At 33.4% G+C, this 17,026-nt stretch carries 14 protein-coding genes; 8 read left to right on the top strand and 6 right to left on the bottom strand.

The window, feature by feature from the left end; translation table 11 throughout:
- The first annotated feature begins 7 nt into the window (after positions 1-7).
- The 3 genes from QLQ96_RS16400 (at position 8) to QLQ96_RS16390 (ending at position 3,203) form a co-directional block, all read left to right on the top strand.
- Positions 8-1,318 (top strand): TolC family protein, encoded by a 1,311-nt coding sequence (locus QLQ96_RS16400; RefSeq protein ID WP_482491815.1) that lies wholly within the window; start codon positions 8-10, stop codon positions 1,316-1,318.
- 26 nt (positions 1,319-1,344) lie between these two features.
- The gene (locus QLQ96_RS16395) at positions 1,345-2,208 is read left to right on the top strand and encodes a bestrophin family protein (protein ID WP_482491813.1); all 864 of its coding nucleotides are present in this window, start codon (positions 1,345-1,347) and stop codon (positions 2,206-2,208) included.
- 71 nt (positions 2,209-2,279) lie between these two features.
- Entirely contained in the window at positions 2,280-3,203 is a 924-nt protein-coding gene (locus QLQ96_RS16390) for an AraC family transcriptional regulator (RefSeq protein ID WP_482491812.1), read from the top strand.
- An 80-nt stretch (positions 3,204-3,283) separates the two neighbouring features.
- Here QLQ96_RS16390 and QLQ96_RS16385 read toward each other — a convergent pair whose 3' ends face one another.
- From QLQ96_RS16385 to QLQ96_RS16375, 3 genes are all read right to left on the bottom strand, one after another.
- Positions 3,284-3,658: a DUF779 domain-containing protein gene (locus QLQ96_RS16385; RefSeq protein WP_482491810.1), complete on the bottom strand. Its 375-nt coding sequence runs from the start codon at positions 3,656-3,658 to the stop codon at positions 3,284-3,286.
- 66 nt (positions 3,659-3,724) lie between these two features.
- A complete protein-coding gene (gene adhP / locus QLQ96_RS16380; protein ID WP_482491808.1) occupies positions 3,725-4,759 on the bottom strand; it encodes an alcohol dehydrogenase AdhP in 1,035 nt (344 codons plus the stop codon).
- Positions 4,760-4,820: 61 nt separating this feature from the next.
- Positions 4,821-6,326 (bottom strand): aldehyde dehydrogenase family protein, encoded by a 1,506-nt coding sequence (locus tag QLQ96_RS16375; RefSeq protein WP_482491807.1) that lies wholly within the window; start codon positions 6,324-6,326, stop codon positions 4,821-4,823.
- Positions 6,327-6,599: 273 nt separating this feature from the next.
- Between QLQ96_RS16375 and pheT the strand changes: the two genes are divergently transcribed.
- Positions 6,600-9,020 (top strand): phenylalanine--tRNA ligase subunit beta, encoded by a 2,421-nt coding sequence (pheT, locus tag QLQ96_RS16370; protein ID WP_482491806.1) that lies wholly within the window; start codon positions 6,600-6,602, stop codon positions 9,018-9,020.
- Between the two features lie 205 nt (positions 9,021-9,225).
- Here pheT and QLQ96_RS16365 read toward each other — a convergent pair whose 3' ends face one another.
- The 3 genes from QLQ96_RS16365 to QLQ96_RS16355 all read right to left on the bottom strand — a co-directional run bounded on the left by QLQ96_RS16365 (position 9,226) and on the right by QLQ96_RS16355 (position 14,288).
- The gene (locus QLQ96_RS16365) at positions 9,226-10,047 is read right to left on the bottom strand and encodes an N-acetylmuramidase domain-containing protein (protein WP_482491804.1); all 822 of its coding nucleotides are present in this window, start codon (positions 10,045-10,047) and stop codon (positions 9,226-9,228) included.
- Entirely contained in the window at positions 10,047-12,194 is a 2,148-nt protein-coding gene (locus QLQ96_RS16360; RefSeq protein WP_482491803.1) for a hypothetical protein, read from the bottom strand. Before QLQ96_RS16360 ends, QLQ96_RS16365 begins: the two co-directional genes overlap by 1 nt.
- Positions 12,195-12,272: 78 nt before the next feature.
- Positions 12,273-14,288 (bottom strand): hypothetical protein, encoded by a 2,016-nt coding sequence (locus QLQ96_RS16355; protein WP_482491801.1) that lies wholly within the window; start codon positions 14,286-14,288, stop codon positions 12,273-12,275.
- A 256-nt stretch (positions 14,289-14,544) separates the two neighbouring features.
- On the opposite strand from QLQ96_RS16355, the gene QLQ96_RS16350 reads away from it, so the two are divergent.
- From QLQ96_RS16350 to QLQ96_RS16335, 4 genes are all read left to right on the top strand, one after another.
- Positions 14,545-14,976 carry a hypothetical protein gene (locus QLQ96_RS16350; RefSeq protein ID WP_482491800.1) on the top strand — a complete coding sequence of 144 codons (432 nt, stop codon included), beginning with the start codon at positions 14,545-14,547 and terminating at the stop codon, positions 14,974-14,976.
- A 6-nt stretch (positions 14,977-14,982) separates the two neighbouring features.
- The gene (locus tag QLQ96_RS16345) at positions 14,983-15,630 is read left to right on the top strand and encodes a hypothetical protein (RefSeq protein ID WP_482491799.1); all 648 of its coding nucleotides are present in this window, start codon (positions 14,983-14,985) and stop codon (positions 15,628-15,630) included.
- Positions 15,631-15,728: 98 nt separating this feature from the next.
- Positions 15,729-16,385, top strand: a complete 657-nt coding sequence (locus tag QLQ96_RS16340) for a sensor histidine kinase (RefSeq protein ID WP_482491798.1) — start codon at positions 15,729-15,731, stop codon at positions 16,383-16,385.
- Positions 16,375-17,025 (top strand): response regulator transcription factor, encoded by a 651-nt coding sequence (locus tag QLQ96_RS16335; RefSeq protein WP_482491797.1) that lies wholly within the window; start codon positions 16,375-16,377, stop codon positions 17,023-17,025. The genes QLQ96_RS16340 and QLQ96_RS16335 overlap by 11 nt, the downstream gene beginning before the upstream one ends.
- Position 17,026: the final 1 nt, after the last annotated feature.

The following is a 17,026-nucleotide window of genomic DNA, read 5'->3' as shown; positions in this document are numbered from 1 at the left end:
AACGAATATGAATATCAAAAAAATATACTGTACAGCAATTATCCTGTTCCTTTGCATTTTTCAGTCAAAGGCGCAGGAAGTTCTTACTATTGAGCAGGCTATGACTATAGCTTTGGAGAATAATTTTGAAATTAAAATTGCTAAAAATAATTCCAAAATAAACGAAACAAATGCAACAATTGGTAATGCAGGAATGCTACCGACTGCAACTGCAAATGTTACCGACAATAATAATATTACAAACTCTACTCAAGTTCGGCAAGATGGCACTTCAACGTCATTAGACAATGCCAAAAACAACAGTTGGACTTATGGAGTGAGCATTGGATGGACTGTTTTTGACGGAATGAAAATGTTTGCCAAATTAGATCAGCTGAAAGAGCTTCAGAAACTTGGCGATGCTGAGCTTAAAAGAACCATTCTAGTTAAAATTGCACAGGTAAATTCAGCTTATTATGATTTGGTGCAAATGCAGCAGCAAATATCTGCACTAGACACTACTCTCGTAATTTCTAATCAGAGATTGACTTTGGCTAAAAATCGTTTCAGCATTGGTAAAGCTTCCAAATTGGAGGTTTTAAATGCGCAAGTCGATTTAAATTCTGATCAAGTGGCTATGCTGAGACAAAAGGAAGCCTATGCAAATGGTAAAATTTTATTGAACCAGCACTTGGCTAGAGATCCAAAAATTGATTTTAAAGTTACGGATAAAGTTACAGTAGACAATAAATTGGTTTTAGCTAATTTAATGGAATTGGCTCAAAAACAAAACCCTGGATTAGAAGCTCAGATTATCAACAAACGTATTGCCGAATTAGAGCTTAAACAAGTAAAGGCAGATCGTTACCCAACTTTAAGATTAACTACAGGATATAATTTTTCTGAAAGCCAGTCTAGTTTAGGATTTACAAGTGAAACATCAAATAGAGGTCTCAATTACGGTTTTAATGCTTCGATGAATATTTTTGATGGTTTCAACCAGCATCGTAATGAGAAGGTTGCGAAATTACAGATTGAAAATTCACAACTTGCCATCGAACAGCAAAATACGACTTTAAACACACAGTTAAGCACCGCTTTTCAAACCTATTTGACCAATTTAGAATTAATTGATTTAGAAGAAGATAACGAAGCTATTGCAAGACAGAATTTAGAAATTACGCTTGACAAATTTAAAATCGGAACTATAACAACACTTGATTTTAGAACTGCTCAGCTGAATTATGTCAACGCAAAAGTACGTTACAGCAATGCACAATACGAAGCAAAATTGTCTGAAATTGCATTAAAAGAATTAGCTGGAAATATCAATTTTTAAGTAAATTTGCTTCAAAATATACTTAAATGATTTCATACGACACCAAAGAGTGGTTTACTTTTATTTTTCATTTTCATAAGTCGGATACTGTTAGAAAACTATTCGCAATTATGATTGCAATTGGAGTTTATGCTGCTTTAATTGGCTATCTGGAGGTCGAATATTTTAAGGTTACAAAAAACGATTACATTCACAACATTCCAATTATGCACGGAATGCTTGGTTTTGTAATCTCGCTTTTACTTGTTTTTAGAACCAATACTGCATACGACAGATGGTGGGAAGGCCGCAAACTTTGGGGCGGACTTGTAAATAATAGCCGTAATCTGGCTATTAAACTTTCGGTGATTTTAAAAGACGAAAATGATAAGAAGTTTTTTAGAAAATACATTCCAATGTATGCAGACATCCTTAATCAGCATTTAAAGGATGAAGATACTGGCAAAATGCTTTTTGAAGATGTTGAACTAGAAATTGATCAGCATAAGCATAAGCCAAATCAATTGAAAAAAATTATGTATCATAAAATCAATGATTTGTATGAAGCAAAAAAAATAACAGGCGATCAATTGATTACTTTAAATGCTGAATTAGTTGCTTTTACGGATATTTGTGGTGCTTGCGAACGAATTAAAAATACACCTATCCCTTACTCTTACAGTGCTTTCATTAAAAAATTTATCTTTTTTTATACCATGACATTGCCATTTGGATATTCTGTAAGTTTAGGATATTTCGTGGCTCCCGTTGTAGTTTTTATATTTTATGTATTGGCAAGTTTAGAACTTATTGCCGAAGAAATTGAAGATCCGTTTGGGAATGATGAAAATGATCTTCCGACAAGGAAAATTTCTGAAAACATTAAGAAACATGTGGAAGAGCTGATATAATTAAACGTTAAATCTACTTTTCATATCCTTATTTTCATTAAATTTAAAGTCTTCACCAAAAATTAAATTTAATGAACAATCAACGATTTTTAGTCAATCCGCTTCAGTTATCGCAAGAGAAATCATTAAAAACTCTTGTAGAAAACAGAACTATTTACAATTTAAATCATTGTGAATTAAATCTATTTGAAACCTACGAATCGACTCAAAGAGTTCCGTTAAAATTTAATGATTTGGTTGTGACCAGCATGTTGCGCGGAAAGAAAATCATGCATCTTTTTGATGATCCTGAATTTGTATATCTTCCGGGCGAAACTGTGATTGTTCCTTCTAATGTAGAAATGAAAATTGATTTTCCCGAGGCTTCAAAAAACAATCCTACGCAATGTTTGGCTTTAGCTATTGATCAGGATAAAATTGCTGAAATCTTAAATTTCTTAAATGAGCAATATCCGAAAGAAGGAAATAACATGTATTGGCAGTTAAACTATCAGAATTATTTTTTTTACAATAATATAGAAATGGCTGCAACGATCAATAAACTGATAAAAGAATGCATGAGTACTTCGATTACAAAAGACATTTTTGCAGATTTGACTTTAAAAGAATTGCTAATTAGAATTATTCAGACCCAGACAGTAAAATCTTTGGACGAAGGAAAAGCTTTTGAAAATAACAATCCGATTAAAGAAGTTACAGAATATATCAAACAGAATTTGAAAGAAAATATGAGTTTAAAAACGCTGAGCGAAAAAGCTTGTATGAGCACAACTTCTTTCTATCGTTTCTTTAAACGCGAACTCGGAATGAGTCCGATTGAGTATATCTTGAATGAAAAAATAAAATGTGCCAAAAATCTATTGAGAAATCCAACGCTTCAAATTAATGAAGTTTGCTATCTTTCAGGTTTTGAAGATGCAAATTACTTCATTCGATTATTTAAAAAACATGAGGGAATAACACCTAAACAGTATCAGTTGCTTTATATTAATTAAAGGTTCTAAGATGCTAAGATACTGAGCTTCTAAGTTTTTTTACAAACTGAAAACTGAGACTGGGACTGAGACTAAAAAAACTACTCAATCCTAGTAACTTGATCCAAATCTTTTTCTTCTTCTGGAGTGAAAATGCGGTATTCTATTTGGAAAGTTTTCTTTAAAGGAGTTTCTAACGAAAAACCACCAACTCCAAAGGCATCAATTACCGTTAAAGTAAAATGCGCATGCTTCCAATATTCAAATAAATCTTTATCTACCCAAAATTCGGTGTCTTCAACAACTCCGATGCAAACATCTCCGGTACGTTGATAATAACCGCCTTTTTCAAAACATTGTGGCTGTGTGCCTTCGCAACATCCGCCGGCTTGATAGAACATTAAATCACCATGTTTTTCTTTTAGAATTTTAATTAATTCTATCGCTTTTTCTGTGGCATCAATTCGTTTAATCATAACTTACAATATTAAAAAAAGCAGTAAACTCAATTAAGGATTTACTGCTTTAACATAACCAACTATTTAAGATTGCGCTATTTCTAGCACAATTCTACCTTCGATCTGACCTTTTTTCATTTTATCAAAAACCGTATTTACATCTTCCAATTTTGAAGTTGTAACTGTAGCTTTGACTTTTCCATCAGCAGCAAATTCGATTGCTTCTTTCATGTCTTTTCTTGTTCCGACAATAGATCCTCGAATTGTGATTCTATTTAAAACGGTATCAAAAATAGACAAATCAAAATTGCCTGGAGGAAGTCCGTTTAATGCCATTGTACCTTTTCTTCTCAATGTTTCGAGTCCTTGCTTAAATGCTATCGGAGAAACTGCAGTAATCAATGCCCCATGCATTCCACCAACTTCTTTCTTTAAAAATTCTCCAGGATTTTGATTTTTAGCATTCACAACCAAATCCGCACCTAATTTCTTTGCCAGTTCCAATTTATCATCACCAATATCAATTGCTGCAACATTCATCCCCATAGCCTTTGCATATTGTACTGCAACGTGACCTAAACCTCCAATTCCAGAAATTGCGACCCATTCGCCAGGTTTCACTTCTGTTTCTTTTAATCCTTTGTAAACAGTAACTCCTGCGCATAAAATGGGAGCCATTTCAATGAAATTTACATTAGAAGGCAAAATTCCAACATATCTAGCATCTGCAATAACAAACTCGGCAAATCCACCATCTACGCTGTAACCGCCATTCTGCTGACTTTCACATAAGGTTTCCCAGCCTGTAATGCAATGATCACAGCCTCCGCAGGCGCTATAGAGCCAAGGCACACCAACAGCATCTCCTTCTTTTACATTTTTAACATCCTGTCCAACCGCAGCAACATAACCAACGGCTTCGTGTCCGGGGATTAAAGGCATTTTAGGTTTTACTGGCCAATCGCCTTCTATAGCATGCAAATCGGTGTGACAAACTCCGCTTGCAATTACTTTTACAAGAATTTCATTTCTGCCTGGGCGTTTTACTTCGACTTCTTCAATTTTTAAAAGAGATCCGAATTCTCGAACGACCGCAGCTTTCATTGTTTTTGGAAGCATAATTCTATGGTTTTAAGAGAATAGAAAATCTATTGACTTTCTATTCTCAAGTTTATATTCTTTAAAAGAATCCTAATTTCTTTTTGTCGTAAGAAATCAGCATGTTTTTGGTTTGACGGTATTGGCTCAACATCATTTTGTGGTTTTCACGGCCAATTCCAGATTGTTTGTAACCTCCAAACGGAGCTCCCGCAGGATAAGAATGGTATTGATTAATCCAGACACGACCGGACTGAATTGCTCTTGGAACCTGATAAATTTCGTGTGCATCTCTTGTCCAGACTCCTGCGCCTAATCCGTACATCGTATCATTTGCGATTTCGATTGCTTCTTCTGTAGTTTTGAATGTAGTAACGGCTAAAACTGGCCCGAAAATCTCTTCTTGGAAGATTCTCATTTTGTTGTGCCCTTTAAATAAAGTTGGTTTAATGTAATAACCGCCTTCTAATTCGCCACCCAAATTATTTTCATCACCTCCTGTCAACAATTCCGCACCTTCTTCTTTTCCTAATTTGATGTAAGACATGATTTTCTCTTTCTGAACAATCGAAGTCTGAGCACCAATCATAGTAGATTTATCCAACGGATTTCCAGCAATAATCGCTTCAGTTCTTTCAATTACTTTTTTGATGAACTTGTCATAAATATCTTCATGAATTAATAATCTAGAAGGACATGTACAGATTTCACCTTGATTTAATGCAAATAATACCGCACCTTCTACGGCTTTATCGAAGAAATCATCATCATGATCTGCTACTGAAGGGAAGAAAATATTTGGAGATTTTCCGCCTAACTCTAAAGTAACGGGAATAATATTTTCTGTTGCATATTGCATTACCAAACGTCCTGTAGTGGTCGAACCTGTAAATGCCGCTTTTGATACTTTTTTGTTAGTCACTAACGGACGGCCTAATTCGGCACCAAAACCGTTTACAATATTTAAAACTCCCGAAGGAAGAATATCGCCAATCAATTCCATTAAAACCAAAATCGAAATTGGCGTGCTTTCAGCCGGTTTTAAAACAATTGTATTTCCTGCCGCAAGTGCTGGAGCAATTTTCCAAACTGCCATTAAAATCGGGAAATTCCACGGAATAATCTGTGCTACAACTCCAAGAGGTTCGCTTAAAGCGATAGAAACTGTTTGCGAATCTAATTCTGAAATGGAGCTTTCTTCTGCACGAATTACACCTGCAAAATATCTAAAATGATCAATTGCCAACGGAATATCGGCGGCAAGTGTTTCGCGAATTGGTTTTCCGTTGTCTACTGTTTCAACCGCTGCAATGTATTCTAGATTATCTTCAATTTTTTGTGCAATCTTATTAAGTAAAATGCTTCTTTCGGTTACAGAAGTTTTTCCCCAAGTTTTAAAAGCTTCGTAAGCCGTATCTACAGCCAATTCTAAATCTGCCTTTCCAGAATGCGCTGCTTTTGTAAATACTTTTCCATCAATTGGAGAAACAACATCAAAGTATTCTCCGCTAATTGGCGCAACAAATTTTCCACCAATATAATTATCATACTTTGCCTTAAATTCAGGTCTTTTTACTGAGGTGCTCATAATATTCTTTTTTTGATTTACTCCAAATTTAACTTCATAAAAAGAAACAGAATAGCACTTTTCAGTCATCTTGTAGCACAAAAATTACACATTCCGTTTTTTTAGCCTTTTACAATATTTATTTGCTAAAATTCTGGTACAGAAATTATTAAAAACTTAAAACTAAGCGTTTTCAATCCAATAAAAAACAACTAGAAAAAACCACTTAATTTTTTCCTACTCCAAAGCGCAATCCTTATATTTGTAACCTTATTCAAGAATTAAATAACTACAATGAAAATATCTTACAACTGGTTAAAACAATTTATTAAAACAGATTGGACATCTGAGCAGACTTCTGAATTGCTTACAGATTTAGGTTTAGAAGTAGAAGTTGTCGAAAAATACGAATCAATTAAAGGCGGTTTAGCAGGAGTTGTTGTTGGGCACGTTCTAACTTGCGAAAAACATCCTGATGCCGATAGATTGAGAGTTACTACAGTTGATGTTGGTTTAGAAGCTCCTATTCAGATTGTTTGCGGTGCAGCAAACGTAGCTGCGGGACAAAAAGTGCCAGTTGCAACAATCGGAACCGTTTTATACGATAAAGATGGTGCAGAATTTACGATTAAAAAAGGAAAAATCCGCGGACAGGAAAGTCACGGAATGATTTGTGCTGAAGATGAATTAGGTTTAGGAACTGGCCATGACGGAATTATGGTTTTAGCTGAAGATTTAGTTCCTGGAACTCCTGCTTCTGAAGTTTTCCAAATTGCAAATGATGAAGTTTTTGAAATCGGACTGACGCCAAACCGTGCCGATGCGATGAGCCATTTTGGAACTGCCCGCGATTTAAGAGCAGGAATGTTACAGCGTGGTGTAAACGTAGAATTGATTACACCTTCTGTAAGCAATTTTAGAGTAGACATGCGTACTCTTAAAATTGATGTAAATGTTGAAGATTCTCATTTAGCTCCAAGATATTGCGGTGTAACGATTTCTGGAATTTCTGTTCATGAATCTCCAAGCTGGTTACAAGATCGTTTGAAAGCTATTGGATTAACTCCAAAAAATAATATTGTTGACGTTACTAATTATGTTTTACACGAATTAGGACAGCCTTTGCACGCTTTTGATGCTGCGAAAATCAACGGAAAAGTGATTGTGAAAACAGTTGAAGAAGGAACTAAATTTGTTACTCTTGACGACGTTGAAAGAACCCTTCACAAAGAAGACTTAATGATTTGTGACGAAAAAGGTCCGCTTTGTATTGCTGGAGTTTTCGGAGGAAAAAAATCTGGAGTTTCTGATGGAACTACTTCTATTTTCTTAGAAAGTGCTTATTTTGATCCAGTTAGCATTCGTAAAACAGCAAAAAGACACCAATTAAGCACAGATGCTTCTTTTAGATTTGAAAGAGGAATTGATCCAACGATTACAGAATATGCTTTAAAACGTGCAGCTCTTTTAATTCAAGAAGTAGCTGGAGGAAAAATCACTTCTGATGTTGTAGAAGTTTATCCTAAAAAAGTAGAAGATTTTTCTGTTTTATTGAATTTCAGCCATGTATCTAAAATTATCGGACAAGAAATTCCAAAAGATACTATCAAAAAAATCTTAGTTTCTTTAGATATTAAAGTAAATAGCGTTTCTGATACTGGTTTAGGTTTAACAATTCCTGCTTATCGTGTAGACGTTCAGCGTGAAATTGACGTAATCGAAGAAATTTTGAGAGTTTACGGTTATAATAACATTAACTTCTCTAAGAAATTTAATGCTACCGTTTCAAATTCACCAAGAACAGAAGATTATAAAGTACAAAATGTAATTGCTTCTCAGTTGAATTCTCAAGGATTCCACGAAATGATGGCCAATTCATTGACAACTGCAGCTTACGCGAAATTATCGACTTCATTAAAAGAAGAACATAATGTTTCTATGTTGAATCCGTTGAGTAGTGATTTAGCAACACTTCGCCAGTCTTTATTGTTTTCTGGTTTAGAAGCGGTTTCTTATAATATCAATAGAAAAAATTCAGATCTAAAATTATTTGAATTTGGAAAAACGTATCACAAATATTTAAACGGATACGAAGAGCACAAGCACCTTTCTTTATTGATTTCTGGAAACAGAAATAAAGAAAGCTGGACAAGTCTGCAAAAAACAACAGATTTCTTCTTGTTGAAAGGATATGTGAAAGCAATTTTATCTCGTTTAGGAATTGAAAAAATTGGTAATGCACCCGTTCACTCAGATATTTATTCTGAAGGAACTGCGATTACATATAACAATGATATTTTAGTTGAAATGGGTGTTGTTAAAAAGCCTATTTTAAAGCATTTCGGTATCAAACAAGATGTTTATTACGCAGATTTCAACTGGGATTTGGTTTTAAAAATCATTACAGGAAAAATTAAGTACACTGAAATTCCTAAATATCCTGAAGTTCGTCGTGATTTAGCTTTATTAATTGATGAAAAAACGACTTACGAAAGTATTTTCAATCTAGCGAAACAGACAGAAAAAGCACTTTTAAAAGACATCAATTTGTTTGATGTTTATCAAGGAAATAAATTGCCAGAAGGAAAAAAATCATACGCTTTGAGTTTTACTATTCAAGACAATACTAAAACATTAACCGATGCTCAGATCGATAAAATCATGTCTAAATTACAGCAGACTTTCGAAACTGAACTTGGTGCAAGCTTAAGATAATTTCTTTCTTAGTTTAAAATACAAAACCCGACGATAATCTCGTCGGGTTTTCTTTTTGTTTCAAGTTCTAAATTTTGTTTCAAGTTTAAAGTTTCAGGTTAACCGCAAAGAGCGTTTAGTTCTACCCCCCGCTTTGAAAAAACATGCAACTTTGCGATTAAACAGCATGAAACTTGAAACCTGAAACTTGAAACACAAAAAAACATTAAACATATTTCGCATAAGCTCTAGCTAGTTTTTCATCATATTTATTGGTTTTGTACGCTGGCCCGTTGTATTTTAAAGCGAATGAAGCCCAATTTTTGTTTCGAAGAAGTCCTATCAAATTATTCTTTTCAAGAAACAATCCGAAAGCTTTGAGGTGTTCGCCTTCGTTCTCATTCATTTTTTCTAGATATTCATCGATACTATTATAACCTATAGCAATTGCATTAAAGCCCATAATTTGAAAAAGTCCCCAAGAAGCAGCACAGTTTGCCGCGTCGGCTATTTTTTTATCCTGGCTTAAATTTATTGCTTTTTCTAAGCGCGTATATTCAGCTGTTCCGCCGACATAATACTTTTTAGTATAATTTTCGAACAAAATATCCTGCGTATTTGCATTTACATATATTTTCGGATTGATATTTCTTTTCTCCAATTCTCTCCAAAAAATATGGCCTTCAAACAAAATCTTCGGGCGTCCATCAATCAAAAAGCCTTTTCCGTTGCTTTCTACTTCGTTTACGGCTTTTACAACTGCGAGCTCTAAATTAAACTGATTTGAAAAACTGATTAAATCTTGTTCTGACAATAGTTTACTGTTTAACGAAAAACCATTTTTGCCTTTCTCCAAAAGTGCCGACCATGTTTTAAGCCCCACTACTCCATCAACCACAAGATTGTTATTTAACTGAAAATCTTTGATTGCTTTATCTGTCTCTGTCCCGAAATAATCGGAAACAAGTATGCTGTAATTCAATTTGGACAAAAGCTCGTTTAAATAATAAACTTCAGGAGATCTTGTGCCAGATTTTATGGTTGTCATTACTTTTTATTTATGGTAATAATCGATGCTTTAGAAAAATCAAAAACATCATTTTTAGAACCTGTCAGATTATCATTCTTGTCAAAATAATTGACTTGATATGAAATCAAAGTATTATTGTTCGCTGTATTTTTTACAATAAAATTGAACAATATAGGTGTCGAGAATTCAGATTTTAATCGTTCGACAGCAAATTTACTTCCTGTTTCCTGAACAGTTAATTCGATTGTAATTCTGCTTGTTGCCGCTGCCTGACTTTTAATCTGAACTTGAATATATCTATTGTAAGCTGTTGATTGCGAAACAACCTGATTAAACTCAGAACTGATGTTTTCAATATTTTCAAAATCAAAAAATACATTTTTAATTTCACCTAAAGCTGTGGGATTTAATGATGTAAAATCTAAAAACTTCACATCGTTACTAATTAACTGCGGATAATTTTTAAAGAAAATACTGTTCAAATACGTTGCGTTCTGATTGTAAACCAATAAAATAGAATTGAGTTTGCAATTTGAAATTGATTGGTTGTTAATCTGGATCTTCTTTGTCGGGTTGTCGATCATTGCATCTAAAATCTCCCCAATCGTTTGCTCCAAATTGAGTTCAATAACACTGGTATCTTTTATTTCCTTATACTTGAAATTGATATTTGCATACTGCGTGATCGTATTGTTTAAAGCATTAATCAAAATACTGGCTTCAGATAAGTTTTCGGTTGAGATTTTAAATATAAAATGTTTCCCATCAGAGGTAATTTGCGCTTTCTGAAGAAAATAATTTCCGTTTACGTCATATTCAGCTCCCAAATCATTTGGAAACAAAAATTGCACTTTATCAAAATAATCGGCTGAATCTCCATCTATAAAATTGTTTTGCAATAAGGCAATTTTCAATTTAGCCAAATCAAAACTAGAAAGATTGGGACCAATGGCAAACTCAAAAGTGATTTGTGAAATTTCTTCAGACGTTCCCGCTCCTTCTTCATAAGCATGAAAAATGGTTGTAACACAAGGCTTCATACTATTTAAATCTTTTGAAAGACTGTACGTTTTAGAAATCAGTAAAAAGGTATTCGGCTGAACCATTGATTTATAAATCGATAGCTTGCTAAAATTGTATCCTGAAACGAATATTTGTTTGAACTCTGAAAAATCTTCATTTAAATTAAAAGGATTATTGGCAAATGCACCATCATTATTCTGATACAATCTAGGATCAGCATTAGGCAAACGCGGATAATTTATCGTTTTATTGATTTTAAGCAAAAACGTGCTTTTTACGTATTCTTCCTGAACTTCGGCTTGTATATTATTGTCTTTTCTAATTTCTGAAATTACCATTTTTGGCGCTACAGTTCCAGCCGTTCTTTTTTTCACAATCAGCGGACTATTTATAAGCATCGTTTTTGGTAGTAATGTGGTCTTGGCTGTGATATCCTTTTTTGTTGTAATTTGACTTCTTAGAACGGCTAAATCTCGCGCAAATAAAAAATTACGTTTTACTTTAGAATAGCCTTTAAAATCAAAAAACAAATCAATATTGCACATCAAATCGCCTATTTTAGAAACTAAATTGGAATAGGCAATTTTCACAGCTTCATCAATTAAATCAAACTGAATTTCTTGAGTCACAGCATTTATAATTCCGTTTATCTTAACGATATCATTTTTCACTTTTAGGTTTAAAACTGCCTGTCCTAAGTTCAAAACAATACTTTTTTGATTGTCTTGCAATGATTTGTTTTTGATACTGTATTTTAGAGTAACCCTTCCCATAAGTCCGCCTTCTTTTGCGGATTTTCCTGGCACTTCTTCATAATAAAATAAAGCTCCATTGTCAGGTTCTACTTCTACTTGAGGAAAAAATAAAGTGATTTCATTTTTAAAATAATCCTTAAAGAAATCATTCTCTGTAATTGCCTTATCTCCTTCAATTAAAGGAAAATAATTCTCAAAAATCGGTAAAATCAAAATGGGTTTAATATCTATCGAATGAATAATCGGATGTTGTATTACCTTAAATTCAGTTTCTTTTACAACTGCTGTAGCCATAAATACGGTACTCGGTTTCGCAGGCTCGAGATTGAATCGATTTACGGGAACCAATCTGGTTCCGTCGAGCTTAAATGTGTTTAAATCTGGCATAATCTTTTAGGTTTAATGAGTTATTATTTAAGAAACAAAAGGGACATCAAGTCCCTTTTGAAAAACTTCTCAAAAAAATTATTCCATAAATGGCGCTCTGATTTTCTCGATATCGGTATTTTGAACTGCAGTTCCTGTTGGTATTTCAAATAAAACATCTCCTTCCTGATAATCCAATTTGATGTAATCTGTAGAAACAGAAACTTTTTTAGATTTCTTACCGATTTTACCTTTACAAGTATATTTAACTTTGTATTCCGTCGGTTTCACAGTATAATCCGCCTCATACCAAGCTCTGTAAGGAATGGCTTCTTCAAAATTATCAACCGTAAACTTGTACTTTTTTGAAGTCATTTTATCCGCTTTTAAAGTCACTTCAAGAGTATCGCAATCATAAAGTTCTTCTGTCGATAAAGTATAATTGATCATGTTTTGAATTGGAAGCGGCACAAATATTTTAGTTCCCTCAAATTCATATTCTCTTGTTGTATCTTTCAACTTGATTCTCTTATCTTTTTCGTACATTACTTCTTGTTTTACTTTAATTTTAGAAGAGCCGTTGTTTTTTACAAAATCAAACACAAAAGCATTTTTTTCTTTCGATTTATCGTTCCAAGTTGCAGGGAAAATCGCATCGATTTCTTTACCCGATTTACTTGTGTTTTTCACATAAGGAGTTCCTTCTGGAGCGATCATTCTGCCTGAACTTTTCCAGATTATTTTGCCTTTAGAATCTGGATATCCAACTTCGATAGAAACTTGGCTCACCGGATTATCATTCACAATATCACTATCTTTGTCCAATTTAATTAAACCTCCATTTAAAGAAGCAATAACCTGTACTTTTGAGAAGTCTTCGTCTAATTGAATTTCAGTAATGTATTTTTTCAAATCAGCTTTTGCATCTGTTCCAGATTTTAAAGTCAAAGGCGTAAGATTTCCACTGATTTTTGAATCTAAAACCTCAATTGCAGAGAATTTGATTTCGTCTGCAAAGTCTACTTTCCTAACTTGATTGCCATGTTTTAAGCTTACTCCTACACTTGCGCCACCAAAAAGTATTCTGAAAAGTCCGCCTGCCTTTTGAAGAGCAGATGCAGGTGTAAATTGTTTTTCTGCTACATCAAAAATTTGCTTCTGCAACAGTTGAAAAGCAAAATCTCTTTGTTTAGTAAAAAGAGCCTCCTCTACTTTTTTTCTTTCTTCATTAGAAAACTGATTATCAGTAATAATTTCGCTTATAATACCGCCTTCAGTCACGATTTTCTCATATTCACTTTCCCAGTCTACATTCACAAATCCAACACTTACATTTGCTTTTGCCGAAAAATAACTATGCACTTTTTGCGCCTTAACTTCTGTTCTTATAGTCGTTGTTGGCATATAACCTTTGTACTTGATTTTGTTTTCAACTACTAAATTATTAGCGCCCGATTCTAAAGCATTTTTGACCAAAGAAGCACTGTTACGCCCCATCAATACAGAAAGTGCATTATCTCCTAATCCGAATGTAGTTCCTGCGCCTTCTCCTTGAATGTTAAAAGTCCAAGGGTTAGCTCCTCCAAAAGGATTATTTGGTGATTTTTCTCCCACCACATGCATTGTTATAGTATTCTCTGTTAATTGAATAGGTCTAACATTAGTTTCATTAAAATCTCGATCGACACCTTTTAGATAAGAAAACAATCCGAAAAGTTTTGATTGCCTTTGGTTATTGTAACTGGTATGTAATTTTGTTTTTAGCTTGTCGATCGCTTTCTTTAATAATGCTTCAGGTAGATCAATTGTAGTAGTCAAAGTAGTGTATGCTCCTGCTTCTTCTTCTAATCCTTCAGCACCAATTACGGTTGAAGAATCTCCTTCTGATTTAAAAACCTGCATTGCAAATTTAAATCTTCCATCTGGGTGTTTGGCTAGACGTGGTGCTTTTGGATAATAATAAAACTGCATTGGCAGACCTGCATCTCTTAATAACATGTTATTAGGATCTGGTGAAAAAAGCACTGCAAAATCTGCTCCGTCTTCTTTTTCTAAAAGAATTTCTACTGTTCCGGCTCCTGCATGAGGATAGCCTAGAGGTGTTGGTTGTGACATAATTTAAAAATTTTAGTTAATTACTTAATAGGTTACATTTTTGATTGCCGTTTTTATCTCAAAACTGACGATGTAAAATTCATTTTTTATAAATTATTATTTAACAGCCGTTTAACCCATTTTTTTAAATAATTTTACCCAAACAAAAAAGGGTATATTTCCCCTTGTCGGAATTTTTCGTTTCAGATAATTTTGTTTCGTACAATAGCTCAAAAAGCTGTTTACTAAACATTTAACCAATTAATAATAAAAAACCATGAAAAATCCACCCGCAAAACCAAGTCAGTTAATCACTAAAGAATTTGCTAGACAATTAAATGTGAATTACAACAGTAAGAAAGCTTCTCTTACCGCAAAAAAAGCGCAAAAAGAAGATGCCAATGCCATCTGGTATTCTCTAGAAGAATTAGAAAATTACATTCATTATATTAAAACTAATGGTGCAAAAGACGGTTACAATGTAGACGGAATCCGTTTTTATTTTGGAGTTTATCCAGATGATGAAGCGCATGGAGAAAAAGCCGGATTGACAACTTTATTTCTAGTGCCTACAGGCAAAAAAGCAGTAAATAAGAGTGAACAAGTTCAAAGTTTTTCTTTAATGAAAGAAGCTTCTTCAGCAGATATACAAAGCCTAGAACCAATGAACTACGGAAACATTGGAAGACCGCCAAGCTTATTATACTAAAAAAATATGTTCGAATTTTTAAGATCTTATATCATTTACATGGCTTTATTGTCGGGAGCGGTTGGTTTGTTTGCACTGCCAAAACTTCCTGGCAATAAAGCTAAATTCTTAGTAATTTTGATTTGGTTTTCCATAGCAATAGAAATTGTAGGCTATTACTTTACTCAATGGACGGGTTTGCTCAATTTTCACGTTTACAATTTCTACATGTTTGCCAGCCTCTCTGCCTATATTTTACTTCTAAGAGCCCTGCTAACCAAAAAAGATCATAGAATTTCGGCTGTACTTTTTTTAATTTTGTTTATCGTTTCCTTTTTCTTAAATATTTTATATTTCAAAGAAGACATAAACCGTTCGTATACATATAGTTTTGCAATTGGTGTGTTATTAATTCTAATATTATCCTGCCTGTATCTCGTTGAGATTTTCAATTCGGAAAAAATACTGAATTTTAAAAAATCGGTGTTTTTCTGGTATATTCTCGGGATACTTGTTTTTCATGTTCCTTTTACACCCTTTATGCTGGCTATCAATTGGTTTCTAATTAAACATGACGATTCTATCTTTAGTTTGGTCGTATTCATTTTGAATTTTCTAGCGCATAGCTGTTTTATAATTGGATTTATATGGAGCGAAAAGAAATACAACTATTAGTTATTTCCCTAGGTATCGTTTTCTTTACCTTAGTCGTGATTCTGCTTATAATTTTCTTTTATTTTTTAAAGAAAAGAAATAAGTTTTTAGTAGAAAAAATGGAAGCCGATTTGTATTTCCAATCTGAACTGGTGAAAACGAGAATCGAAATAAAAGACCAGACTTTATCTGAAATCAGTAAAGAATTGCACGATAATATAGGTCAGATTATTTCAGTCGCCATTATGCAGCTTAATATCTGTATCAGCAGTAAAAATGTTCAAATAGAAGAACTTAAAGATTTAAAAGGTGTTTTAGCCAAATCTTTAGACGAACTACGAATTCTTTCTCGAATTATAAACAAAGACAATCTGCTTCAAAACAATTTTCTAGAAGCCATTCAGCAGGATTTAGAAAGGATTAAGAAACTTAAAAAGATCAAATTCAATTTTAAGCAAATTGGACCAACGCCTTTAATAAATGAAGAACACGAACTTATTATCTACAGAATTTTTCAAGAAGCACTGCACAATAGTTTAAAACATTCCAGAAGCGATTTGTTTGATGTTCATATCGAAACTACCGATTCTGTTTTTACATTAGAATTAAAAGATTTCGGAATTGGTTATGATTTAAAAAAGTCAAATTCAGGAATCGGATTAAATAATATGAAATTGCGCGCCAAACTTATCGGCGCCAAGTTAACTCTACATTCAGACAACACCGGAACCAGTGTAACTATAGAATATCCTTTAACCCAAAATCATGAAAACTAACCCAAAAAGAAAACTAATAATTGTAGACGATCATTTACTTTTTTCTCAGTCACTGGAACTGCTAATCAAGAGTTTTGGTGATTATGAAGTTATAGAGCGTTTTGAAAACGGAAAAGTGTTTATAGACTATCTCGAAGAAAATAATGCTACTGAAATTGATCTTATCTTACTTGATGTCAATATGCCAGTCCTCGACGGATTAAGCTCTATGAAATGGCTCAAAGACAACAGACCTGACCTCAAAGTAATCGCTTTATCTGTTAATGATGACGAAGAAATTATCATTAAAATGATTACAAATGGTGCAAAAGGGTATTTACTAAAAGATACTTCACCTGAGATTTTTAAAGAAGCCATTGAATGCGTTGTCGAAAAGGGTTTTTATTTTACCGAACTTGTTTCTGGAATGCTGATTAATAAAGTCAACAGCGATAACAAAAAGATCTGTTTAAAAGAAAAAGAGATTGTTTTCATTAAACACGCCTGCACAGAAATGACTTATAAAGAAATTGCATCACAAATGTGTTTAAGTCCGAAAACCATTGATGGTTACAGAGAATCACTTTTTGATAAACTCGAAATAAAAACCCGAATCGGACTTGTGCTTTATGCTATTAAGCATAAAATTGTTTTTGTTTAGA

The organism is Flavobacterium sp. B167r, from assembly GCF_056824315.1.
This window is presented reverse-complemented; position numbering and strand designations above follow the sequence as displayed.